We start from the raw sequence: 23,024 nt of genomic DNA, 5'->3' as shown, positions 1-23,024 counted from the left end.
TTCACCTAGTTAACATGGTCGTTTTTGCGAACAACAAGAACATCACATTTTGCCATTCGACTAACATAGTGTGTAACAGAGCCAAGAACAAAGCGCTCAAGACCAGATACACCAGTCGCACCAAGGACAATTAAGTCTGTATTGTGATCTGATGGAAATTCATGGGCAATAACGCGTTTAGGATTGCCAAATCGGATATGAACGTTAACGTCTTCAACCCCAGCATCAACCGCACGTTTCTTTAAGTCATTGAGTCGTTCCCTAGTGGTCTTAACAATATTATATGTTTCTTCGTTGCTAAGAGCCGCATTACTATAACCATCTGTTAGTTGCGTTACTTGAACAATCCGTAAGATATCAAGGCTAGCATGATTCCGTAGTGCAGAATCAATGGCACTTTCTAAGACGTTACTAGTAATTTTTGAGCCATCGACAGCAACCAAAATATGTTTGTATGGATAAATTTCTGTCATAATAGACACCTCCGAAAGTTTATACCTTTATTATAAAATGTTTTTGCCCTAAAAAGATGTAAAAAAGAAAGTATTTTTTACTTTCTCAATAATATATTGCAAACGCTTACTGAAAGACGTACACTACAATTGGATGACTAAATGACAAAAATAAAGCTTTATTTTAATTATGTTGATGTTTTTATAAGAGGGTGCTAGACATGCGTTATGTTTCAATGACTTCCCATAATATTGGAATGAATTTGGCTACAGAACAATATTTAATGAATAATAAGGATTTTGGTAAAGAACCTTTAGTACTATTTTATTATGAAGAACCATGTATTATTGTGGGACGGAACCAAAATACGCTTGAAGAAATTAATCATGATTATGTGAAAGAACACAATATCCGGGTAACCCGTCGATTATCTGGTGGTGGTGCTGTTTATCAAGACTTAGGAAACCTTTGCTTTAGCTTTGTAGTTCCCAGTGATAGTGAAGAATTTGGTGACTTTAAGTCGTTTACCCGGCCCATTGTTAATGTTCTTCATCAAATGGGTGCTACTAGTGCAGAAGTCAGCGGTCGTAATGATATTTTGGTTGATGGTAAGAAGTTTTCGGGAAATGCAATGTATTCACGTAATGGAAAGACATTCTCCCATGGGACTTTAATGCTTGACGTTGACTTAAGTGTTGTCGCTGATGCCCTCCATGTGGCAAAAGATAAGATTGCTTCAAAAGGGATCAAATCCGTTCGTTCACGGGTTACTAATCTCCGCCCATACTTGGATGAAAAGTACCAAGATATTGATGTGCCAACATTTAGAGATGAATTGCTAAAGGGTCTCTTCCATGTTGATGACCTTGATGAGATTAAGGATAAGCAATACGTGGTTACTCCCGAAGATCAAAAAGAAATTGATAAGATCTATGAGCAATACTATAACAACTGGGATTGGGTTTATGGTAAGTCGCCAGAATTTACGGTTAAGCGGCGGAAACACTTTGATATGGGGACAATTGATGCCCGCTTTGATGTTAAAGATGGCGTAATCAAAAATGTGAAATTCTATGGTGATTTCTTTGGGCCACAAGATATTAACCAGTTAGCAAAAAAGCTCCAAGGGGTTAAGTATGATCATGACGAGATTGCAAAAGTGCTTGAACAAGAAGGGACTCAACAATACATTACAGGGATTCCAACCGTTGCAATAGCGGACTTACTCGCATAATTGAGCTTTTTAACTTAATTTAGTAAAATGAGGAGTGTAATTAATCGTTACATTCCTTTTTTGTTAATAAGGGGATGTAAAAATATTAGTCATCCATGGGGATATCAAGAAGGAAAGTTGGCAAAATAAATGAAAAATAACGAAAAAGTTGTTATTGTAACATCAGTAGCAGCAGTAATTGCATTAGTCCTTGATGCTTTTATGTTTGTTCAGCATGGTCACTCGCTGATATCATCATCTGTATGGCCGCGCCTGCTCCTCTTTATCGTTTTAGCAATTATTGTTAATGGCTTATCATTTTTAAAGATGCGCTTTTGTGGATATGCAACTATTTTAGTAAACCTTTATTTTGCAATCGCTAGTTTAGCAGCATTTCAAATGGTAAGTCCGCGAGAAAGTGCATACGGATTATTTATTCAAGCACTAAGTATTGTTGGAATTTTAGTAGGGGCTGCTGGTGTTTATTATGGTGCAAAACAGCGTGCAGACTATACAAAAGCTAAAATTGAAAAAATGAAGGAGCAAATGAAAAAATGAAGATGTCAGTAGCTGATTATTTGTCACAGTTGACGAGCGATCAGGTTGTGACAGAAGAAGTTGAAAAAACTGCTGCCCAATCACAGCAAAAAACAGTATTAACAACTGCGATTAATTTTATGATTGAACAGCTTGATACGGGACACCTTGGGCAATATAAGATGAATATTAAAATGAAAAAAGGTGATCCAGTTAGCTTTCGCTTAGAAACCAACCTGATCAACGTACCGATGGATGAGGCAGAGCGATTGGATGTTAAATTATTGGATAAAGAGATTGAGTACCCTGTTAATCTCTATTTAGTAATGGAAAGTGAAGATATTAATAAAACGGGATTGCGGATCGATGAACTAGCAAATGAAACTGATCAAGGCGGAAAGATAACTGATTTGGTTACTAAAACTCAAGAATGGATAGCCGAACACCTTGCAGACATAATGGAAGCAAGAGCATAAGAGTTGCACCGATGGATCTAATATGTTAAACTATAATTTACGATGAGTCGAGAGGTCTGGTAGCGACCCTAAGAGCTACCATTGACATTTTGACAGTGGGACACATTAACTCACCGGATTGTGAGGTGTCTAGTTAATTAGCCATGTGGACAGTGCTGATTGACTTGAGATAATATCAATACACGAAAAACCGGAATACTTAGTATGCTTAATACTAGGTATTCCGGTTTTTTTAATTGATTAATTTTCGATAGATAAGGCCAAGCCAGGGTAAAAGAGTAATAATCGCAGTTACAAACAGTAGCCCAAGATGACTAACTGAGAGCTGATCAAGATCAGCGTAAAGATAATAAGTTGGAAATAGTTTTTGAATATCAGTAAAAAAATCAATAAAGGAATTAGCTGGTAAGAGCTGTTTCCATGGAGTGATAAAGGTTGCGATTGTAAATAGGATTGGGGTTCCAGCAGCATCGACAGTTGGTGCATCAAAGGAAAGCCCAATTGCAAACCCGATTACGCTTAGATATATTCCAATGATATTGGTTAACAATATACTGGTGATGGTAATGGAATTGAACTCAATAGCATGAAGAAACATAGCAAGAATGATAATCACGGTGGCAATGAATAAATTAATGATGACTTGGGTAATTAATTGTGAAAATAGGTAGTTCCACAGAGAGTAGTGGCTAATGTGCGATTGAAGAATGTAGAAGTCTTTATTACTACAAATCCGTTTGCTGAAAGTAACGATTGAATTACCGAGTATCCCCATCAGCAGAGCAAGTAAGAGGAAAGCGAGCCGGAAATTGCCAGTAGCGGGGAAGGATGGACTAGCAATTTGAATCATAAATACATACCAAATACCAGGCAAGAGAATAGTAAAAAGAAAAAAACGACGATTACGTAAAACTTGTTTTAGTTGAATTGCAATGATACTCATAATAAAGCTCCTAACGATTATGCTGACGATACCACTGTTCGATTGTCTGATTATGTTGGTGGATTTCCTTAACAGGGATGTCTTGAGAGATTTGGCCGTCTTTAAGGAGAAGAACCCGGGAAAAGAATTTATCAATTTGATTGAAATCATGAGTAATAACTAAAATACTTCCCGAAACCTTTTCAATAAAATGCCAAAAATAGTCAATTGATTCTAAATCCATCCCAACAGTCGGCTCATCTAAGATTAAAAGTTTGGACTGACGGAGAACGCTAAGCAAGAGCGAAAGTCGGCGCTTTTGTCCGCCTGATAGTTTTGCAATAATTGTATTTTGCTGGGATGATAATTTAAATTGAGTAAGAAGATAATTAATTCGCTGTTTTGAATCGACCTTAGCTATGGCGGCTGTCAAGATAATCTGCTCTTTAACTTTTAGGGTCGGAATTAAAATGTTTTCTTGTGACATGATATTTAAAGAATCATTTTTATTAAAATACCATTTAACAGTACCTTCGTTGGGATTCAAAGCCCCTTCAATTATCTTTACTAAAGTTGTTTTACCAGCGCCATTACTACCAAGAAGGGCAATGCGTTCATTATTATGAATAGTTAAATTAAGGTTGTTGAGAATTGGTGAATTAAAAGTTTTAACAATATTATTAAGTTTTACCAGTGGTTGATTAAAGTCGTTTGTTCCCAGAATGAGGCGGTCTAATGAAACATTAAAAACTTTGGCAAGCAAAATTAGCTTATCGATACTTGGTTCAGCATCCCCATTTTCCCATTTGGAGACGGCCTGGCGGGAAACAAATAGACGCGTAGCTAGTTCAGCTTGTGATAATTGTTTTTCAGTCCGCAATTTGAGAAGTTGCTGCGGAAAAGGGTACGACATAGCAAAAAGCTCCTTTGCAAAATCTATATTTAGAATTTAATTGGATTTAATCAAAAGGTCAATATAATCCTGGGATAACAACAATTGCTCACCTCGCTACTATTAGTTGCATATAAATTTCCCGGGAAATAAAAAAGTAGAGGTTGGAAGAAAACTTTTGCTTTCTCTCAGCCTCTACTGCTTTCACGAACAATAGTAAGATGACATGGAACTAGCCTTGCCTTGTCGAGAAGATTCATTCTCACTCTCCATCTAACGGATTAGTAATTACGCATTCCAGTATACTTTTTGCTTAAGATCATTACGAGGATTGTTGCAAGAAGTCCATAGACTGATCCAACGTAACCGAGATTTTTCATGGCAGTGAAGGTGACAGCCTGTGAGGCAGTAAAAGAGCCAAGTGAAATACCAATATTAGCAAAAATCGAGTTCAAAGATGAAGCTAAATCAAGTGATTGGGGATATTGTTTTTCGGCAATATCAAGAAACATTAACTGGGTGGAAGAACCATAGCATGAAAAGGCAACACATAAGACAGCCACAATAATAATGGCACCCCACTTGAATGGTAAGACGGGGCCAAAGATGAGAAATAAGATTGTCATTGCTGCGTAAATTCCACTGAGACGATGAATTCCGCCACGGTCAGCCAGGTACCCACCAAATTTATTACCAATAATGAAGAAAATACCCATTCCGAATAAAAGCCAATTCAACCAAGTATTATCAAATCCCATTTCGTTAGTGATTAAGGGACGAATATAGGTATAGATTGTGTAGTCAGCTGCACAGATAGCAACAATGAAACCTACACCGAGAATGATTCGTGAATCCTTAAATAACACGAATTGCTTGCTAAGGGTACTCTTAAATTGAGGGGTATCACGTGGAACGAGCCAGATTAAGGCTACAAAAACTATGATCGTAATTCCCGAAATCATCCAAAAACTGTCATGCCAAGTAAGAGTAGTACTGATAACGGTCCCGATTGGAATTCCAATAACAGAAGCGATACTAAAGCCAGCGAAAACCCATGATACCAAACTTGCCCTTTTTTCACGCGGCGCAACATAGCTTGCCATTACGAGGACCATTGAAATAATTGCGCCGGCAACACTTGCAGTTAAGATCCGTGAAAGTAACATTGAAGTAAAGTTTGATGCCATTGCTGTCCAGGTATTGCCAATAAAGAAGATCACCATGAGAACTAATAACACATGATGTCGTCGCCACCGGTTTGCCATTGAGGTAATAATAGGAGTGAAAATTGCATAAACCAAGGCAAAGACAGTTACAAGCAGTCCTAATTTTCCAAGCGAATCACGGTATTCGTGAGCGATATCAGGTAAAACGCCGACAATCATATATTCGTTACAGCCAAGCATAAAAGCAACAAATACAAAAATAATAGCCTGTAAGCGATATTTCATAAAACGTATCCTCCCTAATAGATTAAGCTCACCATACTGTAGCAAATTTCTGAATGCATTTCTATAGCAAACAACGATAAAACTTTTGTCTTGCTAAAAAGATTGATCTTAGGGAAAATATAGGTAACAGTTTATTCGATGAAGGGGGTAAAGGATGCTTCAAGAAGTTAATACTATTTTTCAAACCTTTGGTGCAAGTGTAGTTGTTCCGATAATAATTTTTATCATTGCCTTGTTACTACGAGTACAACCTAAGACAGCGATGATGAGTGCCTTCTATGCTGGTGTTGGGCTAACTGGTTTTACATGGATTATTACGGAATTTACGCCAGTGGTGACTAAGATTGTCCGTCAGATGGTTGACAATACAGGAATTAAGCTGCCAGTAGTTGATATTGGCTGGCAGGCAGGATCATTAGCGGCATTTGGCTCAACGGTTGGTTTATCGTTTTTTGTTTTTGGGTTATTGGCCGAATTGATTTTATTTGCGGTTGGCGTTACCAAAGTATTTCTGCCTTCTAATATTTGGAATAATTTTGGTTATATGATTTGGGGGACTCTAGCATTATATGTAACTCATAATTATTGGCTATCATTAGGATTAGAATTCTTTATGCTCCTGTACTCACTAGCCTTAGCTGAGATTCAAGCAGACCGGTGGGCAGACTATTATGGAATCGAGAATACCACCGTCGACGCCTTACATAATATCGAACAAGTGATTCCAGCGATTATTTTAGATCCGGTATGGAATTTATTGGGATTTAATAAAATAAAAATGACTCCTAAAGGTTTTCAAAAAAAACTAGGTGTCTTTGGGGAACCAATTACAATGGGAATTATCTTGGGATTAATAATTGGAATCTTGGGTAATTTATCTTCACTAGGAAAAATAAGTGCATGGGGACAAATTACTAAATTTGCGATTCAATTGGCTGCCGTTATGGCGATTTTTCCCCTCGTTACAAACGTATTCGCAAAGGCATTTATCCCCATCGCCACTGAAATTGATGAACAGAAGAAGAAACAACATGGCGAAAATAAAAATAACCGTTATGATAAAAAGCGGTGGTTCCTAGTAGTGGATGATGGAGTTGGCTATGGAGAATCAGCAACTTTAATTTCAGGAATCATTTTAATTCCGATTATGGTTTTAATTGCTTTTATTCTTCCTGGCAATAAGACCCTTCCGGTAGTTGATTTAATTGCAATTCCTTACATGATTGAATCAATTGTCGCTGTTACTCGTGGAAATATCCTAAAGGTGATTGCGACGGGAATTGTGTGGTTTAGTTTGGGCTTATATGCGGCAAGTTGGCTTAGTCCTGTCTATACGGCAGCAGTGGCTCACTATGGGGTGGCAATTCCAACTGGGGTGGTCTTGGTAACAAGTTTTAATTTAGTGGCACGACCATTGAATGCATTGGTTTTTGCTGCCTTTATATCAGAAAGTCCTGTTTGGATTTCACTAGCAGTTATTATTTATCTTGTGATGTTATTCGGACTACGGAAATATCGTTCACAAATTTGGAGCTACCTTAATAAGATGGCGATGAAGAATGCCTAGGTAAAGTGTTGAAAAATTAAGAAAAAGCCAAAAATGAAAGCATTAGTAGTCGAAAAAACATTAGACTGTTCATTGCAAGATTTGAATTTTGCGGGCGTGTTGGTTCTGATCTCAGTAGTTAAAATAGATTGAATAAAATAAAAGAGGTCGAGAGAAAATCTTTGTTTTCTCTCGGCCTCAATTGCTTTTATAAACAATAGTAAGATAACGTGGAACTAGCTGCACGTCACCACAAGGCTCGAGTCTAAGTACGAATGATGAACAGTCCGATCCAAGCCCGTGTGCCGTGCTAATCATCGTTCTAGCTTACTCTACTGCCTTATTGAGAAGGTTATTTTCCACTCCCTTTTAATTAACAAGATAAATCTGTTCATCAATCAAATCAAACGAATGCAAGTTAGCATTAACTTTCTGTAACTCATCATCTTGACTCAATTGTGCTGCTTGCCAGAATTTCTTAGAGTTAGTTGCGCCATCTTTTTCACCAATAACTAATAATTTGACTTCAGGGTATGTTGAACGAAGAAGTTGTAGGACATCCCAGTCAATTTCACCTTTGTCGGGAGCCCATGACATAATGACATATTCAACCTCGTCACCGTACTTTTTGATTGCTGCTAGGGCATCTAATTTCTCAATTTTAGTAACAGGGTGCTTACCTGTTTCATTTTCCTTTACCCATGCTTGGCTATCAGTAGTATAAATTTTTTGGTTAGCATTATTATTGCGTAATCCTTTAGAAATATAACCATTACCAGCCATAATCTCCAGTGTTGGTGCTCCACCCAAATAATCAGAAAGTGCCTTTGCAAAAGGAGCATTAACGTATGACCACATTCCGTATGTTTCTTCAAGATAATCCCGATAGTTGCGTAACGCCTTATCTAACTTTGGTAGTGCTTCACTGTATTTGTTCCAAAGTTTATCACCACGTGGATCACCTTGTGGAAACTGTTCGTTAACCTTTTTGAAAATCGTATCTTGAATGTTATCCGGTAATAGTAATTTTGGTAGTGGTTGTGGCAATAAGCCGTTCTTTAGTAGGCGATCACTTTCCAAAACGTTGTTAATGAGGTATTTTACCGGCGGAAAGTCATCGAATAGGTCCCGATAAGTATTTAATTCCTGAATATATGAGGGTTCATTAACAATTTGATGTGCCTTTTTGACACGCTTTTTTAGCTGTTTTAATTTTTTAGGATTCATCAGAAGCTCCTTACTTAAGTTTTAAGTCTAGTTGTTCTTGCTTACCATAGAATGTATCCGTATCCCGACGATTATGTCGTCCTTTTAAGTAACCATCAATTAGTTGAAAAATTTCATATCGATCATCACTAGAAAGAACCGTTTGATTAAACGAAAGATTCTTGCTAGAGAAAAATAATTTTGCTAAATCAAAGTCATCACGATCCGTTTTTCCTGTAAGATAGTCCAGACTGACATCAAAGAATTCGGCTAATTTTCGTGCTTCAACGTATGACGGGGTTCGAATACCGCGTTCCCAGTTACCGATTTGTGAAGCAGTGTTTGGCTTTTCATTTGGGCCAAGGTTTTCATTGAGATGAGTAGCAAGCTCCTTTAAGGTTATCTTTTGTCCTTTGCGAAGTGCTCGTAGGCGTTCTGGAAACATTATTTCACTCCCTTAATATATCATTATCTATTTTAACATTAGCGTAACAATTTTGAATAAAAAGTATATGCAAAATAACAGAAAGTGTGCTAAACTAGGCGCATTGATTAAACAATACGACATGGGGTTAATTATTTTGGAGAGAAAAACAGAAAAGAAACAATGGCATCCCTGGCGATGGTTCATTGGGCTAATAGTAGTAATCGCCGTAGCACTTTTTGCGGCTAGTAGCTATTTTTTCTCGGTTGCAATGGTACCAGGGCATAAGAATTTCATTAATAATTCAACTAAAATTTCACGAAATGATCCATTGTATGCGCAAAAAATGTGGTTTAAGCATGCGAATAAAGAAAAATGGATAATGAAATCGGCAGGCGGAAATTATAAGTTAGTTGCTGATTATATCCCGGCTGCTAAACCGACAACTAAAAATGTGGTAATTGCTCATGGCTTTATGGGTAACAAAGAGAAGATGGGCGAATATGCCACGCTTTTTCACCAGATGGGGTATAATGTTTTAATGCCCGATGCGCGTGCTCATGGTCAAAGTCAAGGAAAATACATTGGTTATGGCTGGCCAGAGCGTTATGATATTCGTAAATGGATTAATAAACTTATTCGTCATAATGGAGAAGATAGTCAGGTAGTCTTATTTGGGGTTAGCATGGGTGGTGCAACAACAATGATGACTAGTGGGATTAACCTTCCACCACAAGTAAAAGCATTTGTAGAAGATTGTGGATATACTAGTCTTAATGATGAATTGAATTATGAAGCTGGTAATTTATATGGGATTCCGAAATTTTTACGGGTACCATTAATAAGCACGATGAGTTTAATTAACCGGGTGAAGAATGGCTTTTACATTCATGAAGCCAGCTCCTTAAATATGTTGCATCATAATCATCGCCCAATGCTATTTATCCATGGAGCAAAAGATAATTTTGTTCCAACCGCCATGGTTTATCGCAATTATCGGGCAACAAAAGGAAGTAAAGAATTATGGGTGGTGCCGGGAGCAGCGCATGCGAAGTCCTATGCGACTCATCCCAGCGAATATCGCCGCCATTTGACAAGATTTTTAGATCAATATATTAAATAGTTGGAGGAAAAAAGATGCTTGCAATTATTGTTACGATGTTTGTTGCAATCGAACATTTAGGTATTATGGTCTTAGAAATCTTTGGTAACCCGGTACAGCAAGCCAAGGCGTTTGACTTACCGCTTAAGTTTACGCAACAGCATGAAGCCCGGGTTTCATTCGCTAACCAGGGTATCTATAACGGAGCTTTAGGAGCAGCTATCATCGCCAGTTACTGGTTATTTAGTGGGGCAACCTTAGTATTAGTATGGCAGATGTTATTGGTTCTTATAATGGTTGTTGCATTATTTGGAGCTTTTACTGCGACCAAAAAAATTATTCTAATTCAATTTTTACCAGCGTTAATCGCATATTTACTTACATTTATTTAAAATCCAAAAAGGAAATTGCTTTGCAAGGTGTTGCGGCAATTTCCTTTTTTAGTCTAGTGATTGGGTGTAAACCAATTCGTCAGTTGAAATCTGTTCGTTTAATGCGTTTGCTAATTCTTGGGAGAATTGATCATCCGCAAGTTGCATTTGAACATAACTGTGTTCTAGCTGAAAGGCTTCAATAAATAAAGAAGTAATGAGGTCAGTATTCATAGAAATATCGTGAAGGAAGAATCGTTTGCGTTGGAAGTATGTCCGTCGTACCATTGCAACTTCATTCGCATTTTGTGGCGTTTCAATCGAATGAAGGTATTTATCAATTTCTCGATTAATTATTTCTAAGATCTCAGCTGTTTCCGCACGCTGTTCCTTAGTCAATTGATGCCGTGGTCCCACATTGTATCGAGATCCTTTTTTGAGATGACGGTAGCGAACAAAGCGCCATTTTAACCGGTGCCATAAGATTACCCATAATTCCAGAAAGCTGTGTTTATTTACCCGGAAAATCGACCGAGTAACAAAATTGACGAGAAAATTGGCCTCCTTATCCGAAATGCGCCCTTCTTCGTTAAGCCGATCCAACGTTGCTAATTCAATTTGATGAGTTTTACCCATTAATTGGCTGTAAACATTACGATTAAATTCATGATATTGCGTCATTTGACTACTCAATTGGTCAATAACAATTGCTTTTTCAGGTGAATATTTTTCTGAAGTTCGTAGTTCATTAATGGCATATTGAACGGTTTTAATAAGTTCTTTTTGAAACTCACTCTTCGAATAACTCTTAGATTTAGGCGGTAAAATAATTGGATACCCAATTGCGCCTACAGCAATACTAATCAAAATAACAATTGCGGCAATCAGGATCATTGAATTCCGGAAAGTAAATTGTTGGTTGTTGATTAGGACCGGTAACGAGAAAGCTAATGCCAGAGTGATAGTTCCATGAATTCCTCCTAGCGCCATTAAGAGACTATCACGATTAAGGTTAGTCGATTGAATGTCAACGAGCTTAAAGCGGACCCATAAGAATCTTAAGAGGGTTGTAATAACATAAATGACAAAGGCTAGTGCAATGATTGCCCCTAAATTTTGCCAAGAAGTTCGTCCAAGTACCTGCGGAAGCATAACTCCTAAAAGAACAAATACTAATCCATTTAATGCATCACTAATGATATTCCAAATAGTGGTAGTAGACATCTGGACCTTAGTAGATGTTAACCGCATTCGATCATAGAAAATACTATGAACAATTCCGGCAGCAACAACGGCTAAAATTCCCGACAGGTGTAGTTCTTCCGCAAACCAGTAAATAACAATCGGCGTCATTACGTTAATGGGAATAACGATGGAGCCAATGTCAACGTGTTTCCGCATCAAACTAGTACGAAGACTAATTAATAAGCTTCCTAATACTGCCCCGAAGATAATTCCACCGAAGAAGACATAAACAAAGATCCAGATTCCATGACTAAGTGAAAATTGTCCAGAACGATAAGTTTCAAGTGCCAAATCTAAAAGAACAATTCCCGATGCATCATTAAAGAGTGACTCATATTCCAGCGCACCGTTAACGTTTTTGGGGACCTTCATATTAATAGTAATTGACTTTACAGCGACAGCATCAGTCGGAGTGACAATTGCCGCTAGCATAAAGGCAAGCGCTAAGGAGAAAGTTGTTGGCTGGAGCAGATGTAAAATGCTACCAGTAATCAAGACCGTCACCAGTGCTAATCCAACAGTCAGTGATAAGATTGACTTGATATTGCTCGAAAGATAACGGAATGATTGATTCTGTCCGTCGTTAAACATTAAAGGGGCAATGACTACCATCATGAATAATTCAGGATGCATAGTAAAGTTAGTAGCTTCAGTAGGCAGGGATGCTAAAAGGATTCCTGCAATAATTTGATAGATGGATAGTGGAATCTTAGGGTAAACAAGATGAACAACATTAGCTGCAACAACAGCAGTTAATAGAAGAACAATGCCCAAAATCATTTCCATCGATTAATCACCTCACTTGATAATTTTAATAAAAAATTAGAGACCGGGAAAAATACTAGCATTTCCGGGTCTCTACTCTCTTACTTAAGCTTACTCACGACCGATCAGCATCTTCACGGCCATTGCAATATTATAAATAAATAACAAAAGGGCTAATAAAAGAGCAAATGTTAGAAGAATTCCAAACAAGGCGCCCCCATGGAAGTTAGCGAGGTTTAATGAAAAGACACTAAAGACTAGAATTGCACCTATTACGTATAGTAATGGGAAAATTTGACTCCAAAATGCATAGCAAGCATTTTTAGCAATAGTTGGTCGATCGCTATTTTTGGCAATTATCCACACAATTAGTGGAAAGATAACTGGTAAAAATAAGATACTTAAATAGGATAAAGCATTAACGATCCGGTCAGTTAAATTACTATCGTTCACTGTATCAGTCCCTTCTTTTATATTATTATCGCATGTAATCTTAGGGGAGTGCAATTACAATTATCTGAACAATGCAAATAATACTCAAAAAATAACGCCAATCCCGGCCGGTAAGTGGAATATTCACAGTAGCGGTTCGTGTTTGTCCTTCAACAAAGCCATGAGATTCCATGGCTTGCGCTAATTGATCCGACCATTGAAGTGCAACCAGAATTGCTTTGAAGTAAAGCGTGGGTGACCACCAATGTAAATTAACGCCCCGCATTTGCCCGGCGGTATAAATAGTCGTAACAGCCTGTTTCATTTTTGGAATCAAGTTCAAAGCGGCTAGCACCCCGTAAGCGTATTTGCTTGGAAGATGACAATTTTGTTCTAATGAGCGAGCAAGAGTTAACGTATTAGTGGTGAAGGTAAAGACCGTTCCAAGGCAGACATAAACATAGAGGCGACTGAAAAGAACAGTTCCATCAAAGAGGCTATGACTAGGACTAAAGAAGACAATGGTAATGAAAATAGCTAGGGCTGGGAAGAGAGGAACAAAAGCTAACCAACAAAATTGTTGCCAGTGGAATCGTCGCTGAATAAGGATTAACAAACATACCACAATGACAATCAGGTTAATCCACAGTTTAGTCACAAAAGTCAGCTCAAGTGAAATCAAGATAATCAACAATAATTTTAAACTAGGATTCATAACTTCCTCCAACATAATTAAGGCAATGATGATTCATTGCAAGGTGATAATCAACAAAACCATCAAGTCCGCTTAATTGATGACTAACGATTAGTAACGTTTGTGGCTTTTCTTTTTGCGATGCTTTGATTAGTTGTAGGACAGTCGTTAAAGATGCTGGATCTAAACCAGTAAATGGCTCATCAAGTAATAATGTTTCTTGCCCCCGCATTAACATTAGCAAGATTTGCAACTTTTTCTTTTGACCACCACTTAAGGAGTAAACAACTTGATCTTCTCGCCCGTTCAGCCCAAGCACGGTTAATGCTTCGTTGACTTGCTGTTGATTAAAGTAGGGGTTTTGGCAAGTTTTAAAGCCTAACGCTAGTTCTTCGCCAACTGTGACATTTAGGAATTGATCGTTTGCATGTTGAAAAATTAATCCCAGATGCTTGTAATATTTCCCAGGTGATATTTTTTGAATATTTTTCCTTTCATAGTTAATTTTTCCCTCATATTTTAAAAGCCGGGCAATCGCTTTTAAGAGGGTAGATTTACCAATACCATTTGGCCCCGTTAATAAAGTTGTTTTATTTTTAAGAATGTCTAAATTGGTTGGTGAAAGTAAGGGCTGGTTACCGCGTTTTATTGATAAGCAGTCAAATTTAATAGCAATTGGTAAGGCTAAGGGAGGAAGTTCAGTAATAACTTGGGGGTTAGCATGCCCTGTTAAAAGCTGGATACTATCTTTACTTGAGAGTGGGATAAGGTGACTCTCTGTTAATTGCCAAACCAGTGGATGTAGCTGCTCGTAGCCATGCAAATCATGGTCTGTAATAATGATTGTTGAGTGATAGTCAACGTTAAGACGTACTAATTGTTTAAGAATAAATTGCCGGTTTTCTTCATCAATATTAGCAAAGGGCTCGTCTAATAAGAGAATATTAGGTTGCATTGCCATAGCAGCTGCTAAAGCTACCCGCTGTTGTTGACCACCGGAAAGAGTTGTGATTAACCGGTTAGCAAGGTCGGTAATTTTACTGAATTGTAAAGCTGCTTTAATGCGATCCGAAATTTTGTTAGTTGGTACCTGGCAATTTTCTAAGGTGAATTCTAATTCGTGGCGGGGTGTATCAAGGGCAAACTGCATTAACGGATCTTGGAAGACCATCCCGATTTGGGCATCAGCTGGCCGTTCGATTGTTCCATTAACTATTTCACCGCCATATTTAGGCAGGAGACCAGCGATTAACTTGAGAAGCGTGGATTTACCGCTACCAGAGACCCCGGTAAGCAAGTGAATCCTTCCGGTAGAAAATTCGGCGGTGATATTTTTGAGAATGGGTTGCTGATCAAAATTAAATGAAAGATCTTTAAATTGTATATTTTTCATAGTCTTAGTGTTTGATTAGGTGTGCTCGTTGGAGAAGGTTGGTAATCAGTTTAACCAGAATTCCAGAGAAGACAAACATTGAAATGAAGCGTGCAATGAGCATAATGATTAGCATTTGACTGCTGAAGTGATTATAGCCATTGCGGAACCAATCCCAGCCAAAGGTAACAAATGTAAGGGTGAAAGATGAGATTAACAGGGTCAGCCAGTTATACATTTTATAAAGTGTAAAAGTAAAACCTAATTCAGACCCGATACCTTGAACCACACCAGAAATTAAGTTGACCGCTCCCCACTGATCACCGAGAAGCATTTCAACAGCTGCTCCCAAAAACTCGCCGAGGAAAGCCGCTCCTGGTGTTCGCAGCAAAAAGCCGGCAAGTGGTCCAGCCATACACCAGATTCCCATTGTTAAATCATTAGCCATTGGACCATAGCCAATTGGTGTCAGCAGAACGGTTAGGCCGTTATAGACAAAGCCAGCTGCAAAATAAATTACACCAAAAATAATTCCAATCAGGGCAAGCAAAATAATGTCACGCAAATGAAGTGAACGTTTAGTCATAATAAAACTCCTTAAGATATAAGGGTAAAAAAAACTCCATGACAAAAAATCATGGAGTTAATCATTAAGTTAATATCACTGAATCTCCCTTCGCTGGTATTAACCAGAGCAGGTTCAATGGGTATTATCTCAGCCGTTTGGCACCCCAGATTTATTTTCCATTATCATAGCTAATATTATAACGGAATGCAAATCGTTAATTATATAGGTAAGGGTTATCTATCTTAAGAAAGTAGTTTACAATTAATACTAGTTATTTAAAGGGATGGTTTAAGAATGAGTGGCGTAGTTTTTATTTTATTATTATTAGGAATTGGGATTCTTGCGGGGATTATTAGTGCCGCCGCTGGTTTAGCATCACTAGTGTCGTATCCTTCACTGCTTGCATTAGGATTACCACCAGTGATGGCAAACGTAACAAGTGCTTTTTCAACAATCACCAGTAGTTATAGTTCGGTTTTTTCATCATTTAGGGAATTGGAGCATAATCGGCGACAATTATGGATTATTTTGCCATTGGTCTTTGCTGGTTCCATTATTGGGGCTTTTTTGCTGTTTGCTGTCCCGAGTAAGTGGTTTGCGGAACTGGTACCATTATGTATTGCGTTGGCCGGCATTATCCTGTTATTTCCCCATCATCCGAAGCAGAGTACGGGGACAGTAGCAGGAAACAGTAAATTATTTGGTAAATCACGAATCGGCCAATTTTTATCAATCACTGGTATCTTTATTGTCGGAATTTATTCGGGCTTTTTTAATGCGGGTGCCGGAGTGTTGATGCTAACTTTGCTGACAGTGATCAATCGGCAAAAGAGCTTTGCGGTTAATAATGCGCTAAAAAACGTTGCGATGACTGTGACAAATACAACATCCTGGATAGTGTTCGCACTTGAGACGACAATTTATTGGAATTACGTTATTCCATTGATGGTTGGAAATGTAATCGGGGGCTATTTAGGACCGATTATTGTTCGTCACTTACCTAGCCGGCTTATGCAAATAATTGTCGGTATTGGATCATTGATTTTGGCAATTTCATTGGTAATTCGGAATTTAATGTAAAACAATTAAGGCTGGGAGAAAAATAAATTTTCTCTCAGCCTTTACTATTAAGATAACGTGGAAATTATTATTGAGCCGTATAGCCACCATCAGCGACAAATTCTGAACCAGTACTAAAGCTTGATTCATCTGAGGCAAGGTATAAAGCAAGATTAGCAATCTCTTCTGGCTTTCCAAGACGGCCAAGGGGATGAAGGCTTTCTAGGTGTCCTTCTGCTTTTGGATCATCCTTGACTAAATTATCAACTAGTGGAGTTGAGATATAGCCGGGATGAATTGTATTTACACGGATGTCATAGCCTTTCCGAGCACAATCAAGCGCCGCGGACTTCGTTAAGAGGCGGACACCACCCTTAGAAGCATTGTATGCAAAGAGATCAGGATCACCAATTAGTCCTTCAATGGATGACATATTGATGATTGAATTCTTTTCTCCGTTGTTCTTCATTGCTTCAATGCCGAGTTTAGTTCCCCACATCGTACCAGTAAGGTTAACGGCAATTGTTTTATCCCAAATTTCAGCATTCGTCTTTTCAACATCGGCGTATTCGGCAATTCCTGCGTTGTTAACCACAATATTGAGCTTGCCGAAGACTTGGATAGTTTGGCGAATTACCCGGTCCCAGTCTCCTTTACGAGCAACGTCTTGTTGGATAAAGATCGCATTATCACCTAGTTGGTCAGCGACCTTTTGTCCTTCATCCATCTTACGAGCGGTTAAAACAACCTTTGCGCCTTCTTCGATAAACTTTTTTGCGACAGCGGCTCCAATTCCTTTAGAACCACCAGTAATAATTGCAACTTTATTATCTAAACGACCCATTGATAAGACACTTCCTTAGTAAAATCAAAAATAATCCTTTACAATTTTATTATAACAACTATCGCAAAAAAACAGGAGAATAATGCCTTGTAAAATAAAAAGGCGGGGAGAAATAACTGGATAGTTACGTCTCACACGCCTATAAATTAATTTTCTTTGAAAAGCTTGTTTAAGCGGTCCATGAAGGCCTTGAGGTAACGTTCTTTGTCAACGTTAACAGCAACCTTAACATTAGGGTTAGGATCGTTTAACTTAGCGTTGTCACCAATTGTCCGACCATAATAAGGACCTTCTTCGTAAACAACCTTCATGAATAAGCTAATTGTTGAAACAAACGATGGGTCAATACCAACACCAACAGCTAGTGGATCATGGAGGGCACAACCACGCTTATCAATATCAAGGTTGTAGTAAGCGTCGATGTAGAAGTCGGTAATATCAGCAAAAGCCTTCCCAGAAGCAGTGCCTAATTCACGCCATTGCTTTGTTTCGTTCTTAGTAAGGAGAGTCCGAAGAGTAACATCAAGACCAACCATCGTAAGTGGCAAGTTGGACTTCATTACTTCATCAGCAGCCTTTGGATCTTGGTTAATGTTTGCTTCTGCAACAGGAGTAACATTACCTTCAACAGTTAAGGCTCCCCCCATGAATGTGACATTACCAATCAAGTCAGCAATTTCAGGATCCTTCTTCAAGGCAGCAGCCAAGTTTGTCATTGGACCAGTAGGGATGATAATTAAATCCTTGCCGTACTTGTGAGCAGCTTCAATGTAGAAATCAACACCGGATTGTTCTTCAAGAGCCCGACTTGGAGCAGGTAATTCAACATCACCGATACCGTTATCACCGTGGATATCCTTTGAAACCTGCATTACATCAAAGTGGTCGGTAGTGCATGAATGTGGAAGACCCTTAAATACTGGAATATCAGTGTGACCTAATAATTCTAATAACTTAAGGCTGTTTTCGGCACAAACATCTAATAGGTTGTTACCATATGAACTTACAATTCCGATTAGATCAACTTCTGGGTCAGCGAGCGCATAGGCAATAGCTAAAGCGTCATCCACACCAGTATCTAAATCAAGAATCATTTTACGTTTTGCCATAGTATTTATTCCTCCAATTTTAAGCAAAATCAATTTCTGTATATATTATGTTAATTTAAATTTGGAATAATTACAATTAAAATTTGAGACCGCTTACGAAATTTTGGAAAAAATAAAGATGATATAATACTTCTAGAGATGAAAAGGAAAGGATTAAAGGAGAAATGGCAGAGAAAATTTATGATGTGACAATTATTGGTGGAGGTCCAGCGGGGATGTTTGCTTCATTTTATTGCGGCCTTCATGAATTAGATGCCCAGCTGATTGAAAGCCTTCCACAACTTGGGGGACAAGTAGGGGCGCTCTATCCTGAAAAACAAATTTGGGATGTGGCGGGAATGCCAGGCGTAACGGGACATAACTTGATCGCGAAGTTGAAAGAACAAATGGCAGTTGCCCCGATTGATCAATTCCTTGGTGAAACTGTTGAGGACGTCATCAAAGAAGATGATGGGATTTTTACTATTAAAGCAGCTAAGCGGGTATCACGGTCTCGAGCAGTAATTATTGCTCTTGGTAACGGGGCGTTTACTCCTCGCAAACTTGCCTTAGAGGGAGCGGCTGAGATTGAAGGTAAGCAGCTTTCATATTTTGTTAATCATAAGGCTGATTACGCGGACAAGCGGGTTGCAATTCTCGGCGGGGGTGACTCTGCGATTGATATTGCCTTGATGCTTGAACCTACTGCCAAGGAAGTGCACCTTGTCCATCGACGGGACCAGTTCCGCGGTCTTGAACATACTGTGACTCAGCTTAAACAGTCATCCGTGCAACTGGATACCCCATTCTTACCACGTGCATTAACAGTGGAAGATGATGAAACGGTTACGCTTGACCTTAAGAAGATGCGGAGTGACGACGAAGCACAGTTGAATGTGGATAAGGTGGTGGTTAACTATGGATTCACCTCTAACAATGCAGCATTGAAACAATGGTCACTCGACTTAGCAGCAGAACGCAACTTGATCAAAGTTGATTCGATGATGGAGACCAATATTGACGGGGTATATGCGATTGGGGATGGTGTTACTTATCCCGGGAAAGTAGCATTGATTGCAGCTGGCTTTGGGGAAGCACCGACGGCGGTGACCGCCTTGGCTAAGAAACTCTACCCTGATAAGCGAATGGCAATGCACAGCTCTTCAATGGGGATTACTAAATGAAAAAATGTCCCTACTGTAATACATTAAATCTAGACAATTCCGAAGTCTGTAAGAATTATGGAGAAGTTAATGCATTAGGGTTACGAGAATGTTCCGTATGTCATACGAAGTTAAGCTAAAGTAAACATTATAGCGTTAAGTAACAAATAAGAAATATGAAAAGAGGGGTGAGAAAAAGTTCTGGCTTTTTCTCACCCCTCTTTTCATAAACAATAGCAAGATAACGTAGAAAATAATTACAATGTTCGAGTCTAAGTACGAATGATAACCAGCTAGGTTAGCCAACCGCCTATTGAGAAGATTGTTTTCCACTTACTTTATTAGTTTAAATTACTAACAAATCAGCCGGCTTCATTAATGGAAAGTCCGCATCTTTAATACTATCGGGATTTGCGGAAGAGTATAGGGCGCCGGCAAACTTAGCACCGGCGGCATGAGCGGCTTTCATATCGTTGACTGTATCACCAACGTAGACTGTAGTAGCAGGATCAGCACCCATTTTATCCATCGCTGCTAAAATCGGGTCGGGGGCTGGCTTATGCTTTTTAGTGTCCGCGGAAGTAATAGCAACCTTAAACAACTTTGCAAAGTCATATTTGTTAACAAAGTATTCCTGGTATTCATCGGCGAGTTTTGAAGTGGCGATTGCAATCTTTGTGTCTTCACGATTAGCAAGGGTATTAAGCATTTCAGGAATTCCTTCAATCACTTTTGCCCGATCAGCACGTTGGTAAGCAAGGTCAAACCAGTCTTTTAACATTTCAGGAATTTCTTCCTCACTAATTCCAGCGAGGCGAAGGGCATCACGTCCAGTAATTCCGAATAAATCATGCTTAGTTTGTTCTACTTTATCAGGAGCAATGGGGTGACCATGCTTAGCTAAGGTATCAATCATTGCTGGCATATACATATCAATAGTATCAATTAAAGTGCCGTCAATATCAAAAATAAAATTCTCAATCTTCTGTACCATTTTATTCATCCTTTATTAAAATAAATCCATAATTTATTGTATAACAATTTAAGAAAACATTGATTAGAATAGCTAATAATTTACCTTTTTATTTGAAAAAGACTACAATATAAATGGAATTATAAATTTATGTGGGGTGGTCAACATCAGTAATCAAAAATCAACGCCTAAAAAGTTGTCCTTTATGTCAATTTACTTTTTAGGCATCAACGGAGTAATTGGCTCAGGAACGTTCCTATTGCCATCTGTTATTTATCGGTATATGAACTTATCAGCTGTTGCAGTGCTATTGTGTACAGCAGTTACTGTTTCACTGATTGCCTTATGTTATGCAGACCTTTCTAGTCGGTTTGCCGGTTCAGGAGCAGCATGGTTATATTCTTATCATGCCTTTGGTCGCTTTACAGGTTATGAATTAGGCATTTTTACGTGGTTTTTAGGCTGTTGTACTCTTTCAGCTGAAATTGTTGCTTTATTAACTACTTTAAAGAGCTTCTTGCCAATTTTTAACCGTCCGCTTATTTATGGAGTAGCTGCACTCGGTTTAATTATTCTCTTTGCAATTATTAATTTCTTTGGTCGAAGCCTTGTTAAGCTTGTTAATAATGTATCGGCCGCTGCTAAGATTCTTACGTTGATAATTTTTATCGTTGTGGGTGTTTTCTTCATTCATAAAGCTAATTTTTCACCAGTAATTCCACAGGCTGCTTTAAAAGGTCCAATGCCATTCATCCGTCATTTTGGTGAGGCATTTACCCCGATCTTTTATCTTTTTACTGGATTCTCGTTTTTACCAATTGCTGCTAAGCAAATGAATAATCCAGAGAAAAACATTCCGCGGGTATTGATCGCAGTAATGGTTAGTGTAACTATTCTGGATGCTTTAATGATGACCGTTGCCGTTGGACTTTCTGGTACTAAATTGGGTGGATATTCTACACCATTAGCTAATGCTTTAGGGACAGCAATTGGTAAATGGGGATATGCATTTATTATCTTTGGGATGCTTGTAAGTATCTTTGGGGTTGCCTTTTCAGCTTCATTTAACACGCCATCATTAATTGCTTCAATGGCAAATGAACATGGGATGTTACCAAAATTTATTGGGAAGAAGAATAAACATGATGCCCCATGGGTTGGAATCTTATTAACATCCATCCTTTCAGCATTGTTTGCTACCCAAAGTTACCTTTTCTTAGTTAGTTGTACCGTCTTAGCTTCCTTTATTCAATATGTTCCTTCGATTCTTGCCGTTATTAAATTTGAACATAGTAATGAGTACCCAACACACGGTTTCAAATTACCTGGGAAATACCTTATCCCCAGCTTTGCATTATTAGTTTCTTGTTACATGGTTACTAATTTTACGGCTAAAACCTTGTTTGTTGGAACTGTTATCGCTATTCTGGCCGCGGCGGCATACTTCTTTATCAAGAAAGATCGTAGTTATGAAGAAAAGCATATAAAATGGCTTGAAGATTTAAGAAATAGGGATAAGAAAGAGGAACAACTTAATAAGTCAGCAGTCCAGAAAAATTAATTTTTAAAAATATGGGAGGCTAAGAGAAAATAAAGGTTTTCTCTTAGCCTCCTAACATTAATTATCAATTTCTGGTGCCTGATCTAATTCTGCTTGCAGCATCCAGATTTTCTTTTCAATTGCAGTCTTAAAACCAATAAAGATATCTTGAGTAGAATAGTCTTTTTCAATATCAGTCACTTCAATTCCATGCTGATAAAGATCTTCAAGATAACGATAGCCAGCGACTAAATGTGTAAGTCGTTCTGGGGTTGTTTTATCAAAGTTTCCTGGCCAGTCTTTAATTTTAGTATGGGTTGCAATTTCTTTAAGGGTAGAATAAGGATTACCGTCCAGCGTTAATAATCGTTCAGATATTACATCAAGTTGATCGTTGATTTCATCCATGAATTGATCCATTAATGGGTGAAGCTTTAGAAAGTTAGTGCCACGCATATACCAGTGAGTTTGATGAATTATCATTGCCATTTGACTCAGATCAGCGACTAATTGATTAAGTGTTTCTTTGGTTTCTTGATATTTCATGATGAAGCTCCTTTTCTATGTGTTAGGTGTATCATATCAAATTTTAGAATGCGCTTACATTAATTTGAACAAAACATTACGAAAGCTTATAAATTAAAAAACGACACTGAAGAAGATAAAATCTCTAATTCAGTGTCGTTAA

General features: G+C 38.2%; 24 protein-coding genes and 1 riboswitch. Of the genes, 9 read left to right on the top strand and 15 right to left on the bottom strand.

What is annotated here, in order from left to right; genetic code table 11:
* Positions 1-5: 5 nt before the first annotated feature.
* The gene (locus H5R88_RS00355) at positions 6-473 is read right to left on the bottom strand and encodes a universal stress protein (RefSeq protein ID WP_182578629.1); all 468 of its coding nucleotides are present in this window, start codon (positions 471-473) and stop codon (positions 6-8) included.
* 200 nt (positions 474-673) lie between these two features.
* Between H5R88_RS00355 and lplA the strand changes: the two genes are divergently transcribed.
* The 3 genes from lplA (at position 674) to H5R88_RS00340 (ending at position 2,679) form a co-directional block, all read left to right on the top strand.
* A complete protein-coding gene (lplA, locus tag H5R88_RS00350; protein WP_182578630.1) occupies positions 674-1,687 on the top strand; it encodes a lipoate--protein ligase in 1,014 nt (337 codons plus the stop codon).
* A gap of 129 nt (positions 1,688-1,816) precedes the next feature.
* Positions 1,817-2,224, top strand: a complete 408-nt coding sequence (locus H5R88_RS00345; protein WP_182600002.1) for a hypothetical protein — start codon at positions 1,817-1,819, stop codon at positions 2,222-2,224.
* Positions 2,221-2,679 (top strand): hypothetical protein, encoded by a 459-nt coding sequence (locus H5R88_RS00340; RefSeq protein ID WP_182578632.1) that lies wholly within the window; start codon positions 2,221-2,223, stop codon positions 2,677-2,679. The genes H5R88_RS00345 and H5R88_RS00340 overlap by 4 nt, the downstream gene beginning before the upstream one ends.
* Before the next feature lie 232 nt (positions 2,680-2,911).
* Here H5R88_RS00340 and H5R88_RS00335 read toward each other — a convergent pair whose 3' ends face one another.
* The 3 genes from H5R88_RS00335 to H5R88_RS00325 form a co-directional block, all read right to left on the bottom strand.
* Positions 2,912-3,622 carry a lantibiotic ABC transporter permease gene (locus tag H5R88_RS00335; RefSeq protein ID WP_182600001.1) on the bottom strand — a complete coding sequence of 237 codons (711 nt, stop codon included), beginning with the start codon at positions 3,620-3,622 and terminating at the stop codon, positions 2,912-2,914.
* A 10-nt stretch (positions 3,623-3,632) separates the two neighbouring features.
* Positions 3,633-4,514, bottom strand: a complete 882-nt coding sequence (locus tag H5R88_RS00330) for an XRE family transcriptional regulator (protein ID WP_182600000.1) — start codon at positions 4,512-4,514, stop codon at positions 3,633-3,635.
* A 260-nt stretch (positions 4,515-4,774) separates the two neighbouring features.
* Positions 4,775-5,944 (bottom strand): MFS transporter, encoded by a 1,170-nt coding sequence (locus H5R88_RS00325; protein ID WP_182599999.1) that lies wholly within the window; start codon positions 5,942-5,944, stop codon positions 4,775-4,777.
* Between the two features lie 154 nt (positions 5,945-6,098).
* Between H5R88_RS00325 and H5R88_RS00320 the strand changes: the two genes are divergently transcribed.
* Entirely contained in the window at positions 6,099-7,511 is a 1,413-nt protein-coding gene (locus H5R88_RS00320; RefSeq protein WP_182599998.1) for a PTS transporter subunit IIC, read from the top strand.
* Positions 7,512-7,859: 348 nt separating this feature from the next.
* Here the strand turns inward: H5R88_RS00320 and H5R88_RS00315 are convergent, their stop codons facing one another.
* Both H5R88_RS00315 and H5R88_RS00310 read right to left on the bottom strand, forming a co-directional pair.
* Entirely contained in the window at positions 7,860-8,717 is an 858-nt protein-coding gene (locus tag H5R88_RS00315; protein WP_182599997.1) for an SAM-dependent methyltransferase, read from the bottom strand.
* 10 nt (positions 8,718-8,727) lie between these two features.
* Positions 8,728-9,141, bottom strand: coding sequence for a helix-turn-helix domain-containing protein (locus H5R88_RS00310; protein ID WP_003664887.1), 414 nt, complete (start codon positions 9,139-9,141; stop codon positions 8,728-8,730).
* A 121-nt stretch (positions 9,142-9,262) separates the two neighbouring features.
* On the opposite strand from H5R88_RS00310, the gene H5R88_RS00305 reads away from it, so the two are divergent.
* Together H5R88_RS00305 and H5R88_RS00300 are read left to right on the top strand one after the other, a co-directional pair.
* Positions 9,263-10,243: an alpha/beta hydrolase gene (locus H5R88_RS00305; protein WP_182600027.1), complete on the top strand. Its 981-nt coding sequence runs from the start codon at positions 9,263-9,265 to the stop codon at positions 10,241-10,243.
* Positions 10,244-10,257: 14 nt separating this feature from the next.
* Positions 10,258-10,614: a DUF1304 domain-containing protein gene (locus H5R88_RS00300; RefSeq protein WP_182599996.1), complete on the top strand. Its 357-nt coding sequence runs from the start codon at positions 10,258-10,260 to the stop codon at positions 10,612-10,614.
* A 48-nt stretch (positions 10,615-10,662) separates the two neighbouring features.
* On the opposite strand, the gene H5R88_RS00295 is transcribed toward H5R88_RS00300, so the two are convergent.
* The 5 genes from H5R88_RS00295 to H5R88_RS00275 all read right to left on the bottom strand — a co-directional run bounded on the left by H5R88_RS00295 (position 10,663) and on the right by H5R88_RS00275 (position 15,687).
* On the bottom strand, positions 10,663-12,624 hold the full coding sequence (locus tag H5R88_RS00295; protein WP_182599995.1) for a cation:proton antiporter: 1,962 nt from the start codon (positions 12,622-12,624) through the stop codon (positions 10,663-10,665).
* Between the two features lie 90 nt (positions 12,625-12,714).
* A complete protein-coding gene (locus H5R88_RS00290; protein WP_182599994.1) occupies positions 12,715-13,056 on the bottom strand; it encodes a magnetosome magnetite crystal formation protein family in 342 nt (113 codons plus the stop codon).
* 40 nt (positions 13,057-13,096) lie between these two features.
* Positions 13,097-13,750 carry an energy-coupling factor transporter transmembrane component T family protein gene (locus H5R88_RS00285; protein WP_182599993.1) on the bottom strand — a complete coding sequence of 218 codons (654 nt, stop codon included), beginning with the start codon at positions 13,748-13,750 and terminating at the stop codon, positions 13,097-13,099.
* On the bottom strand, positions 13,740-15,122 hold the full coding sequence (locus tag H5R88_RS00280; RefSeq protein ID WP_182599992.1) for an ATP-binding cassette domain-containing protein: 1,383 nt from the start codon (positions 15,120-15,122) through the stop codon (positions 13,740-13,742). The genes H5R88_RS00285 and H5R88_RS00280 overlap by 11 nt, the downstream gene beginning before the upstream one ends.
* A 4-nt stretch (positions 15,123-15,126) precedes the next feature.
* Entirely contained in the window at positions 15,127-15,687 is a 561-nt protein-coding gene (locus H5R88_RS00275) for an ECF transporter S component (protein WP_182578643.1), read from the bottom strand.
* A 68-nt stretch (positions 15,688-15,755) separates the two neighbouring features.
* Positions 15,756-15,845: riboswitch (TPP riboswitch) on the bottom strand.
* A 118-nt stretch (positions 15,846-15,963) separates the two neighbouring features.
* Between H5R88_RS00275 and H5R88_RS00270 the strand changes: the two genes are divergently transcribed.
* Entirely contained in the window at positions 15,964-16,749 is a 786-nt protein-coding gene (locus tag H5R88_RS00270) for a sulfite exporter TauE/SafE family protein (RefSeq protein ID WP_182599991.1), read from the top strand.
* 67 nt (positions 16,750-16,816) lie between these two features.
* Here H5R88_RS00270 and H5R88_RS00265 read toward each other — a convergent pair whose 3' ends face one another.
* Both H5R88_RS00265 and H5R88_RS00260 read right to left on the bottom strand, forming a co-directional pair.
* On the bottom strand, positions 16,817-17,572 hold the full coding sequence (locus tag H5R88_RS00265) for a glucose 1-dehydrogenase (protein WP_003664876.1): 756 nt from the start codon (positions 17,570-17,572) through the stop codon (positions 16,817-16,819).
* A gap of 146 nt (positions 17,573-17,718) precedes the next feature.
* On the bottom strand, positions 17,719-18,681 hold the full coding sequence (locus H5R88_RS00260; protein WP_182578645.1) for a nucleoside hydrolase: 963 nt from the start codon (positions 18,679-18,681) through the stop codon (positions 17,719-17,721).
* Between the two features lie 164 nt (positions 18,682-18,845).
* Here H5R88_RS00260 and H5R88_RS00255 point away from each other — a divergent pair, with 164 nt between their 5' ends.
* Positions 18,846-19,844: an NAD(P)/FAD-dependent oxidoreductase gene (locus H5R88_RS00255; RefSeq protein ID WP_182599990.1), complete on the top strand. Its 999-nt coding sequence runs from the start codon at positions 18,846-18,848 to the stop codon at positions 19,842-19,844.
* A gap of 325 nt (positions 19,845-20,169) precedes the next feature.
* Here the strand turns inward: H5R88_RS00255 and H5R88_RS00250 are convergent, their stop codons facing one another.
* Positions 20,170-20,826, bottom strand: coding sequence for an HAD family hydrolase (locus H5R88_RS00250; protein WP_182599989.1), 657 nt, complete (start codon positions 20,824-20,826; stop codon positions 20,170-20,172).
* Positions 20,827-21,001: 175 nt separating this feature from the next.
* Between H5R88_RS00250 and H5R88_RS00245 the strand changes: the two genes are divergently transcribed.
* Positions 21,002-22,357, top strand: a complete 1,356-nt coding sequence (locus tag H5R88_RS00245) for an APC family permease (protein ID WP_220477521.1) — start codon at positions 21,002-21,004, stop codon at positions 22,355-22,357.
* A gap of 57 nt (positions 22,358-22,414) precedes the next feature.
* Here the strand turns inward: H5R88_RS00245 and H5R88_RS00240 are convergent, their stop codons facing one another.
* The gene (locus H5R88_RS00240; RefSeq protein ID WP_182599988.1) at positions 22,415-22,882 is read right to left on the bottom strand and encodes a Dps family protein; all 468 of its coding nucleotides are present in this window, start codon (positions 22,880-22,882) and stop codon (positions 22,415-22,417) included.
* Between the last annotated feature and the right edge of the window lie 142 nt (positions 22,883-23,024).

Origin of the sequence: Limosilactobacillus agrestis (assembly GCF_014145585.1) — a bacterium.
Classification (GTDB): domain Bacteria; phylum Bacillota; class Bacilli; order Lactobacillales; family Lactobacillaceae; genus Limosilactobacillus; species Limosilactobacillus agrestis.
This window is presented reverse-complemented; position numbering and strand designations above follow the sequence as displayed.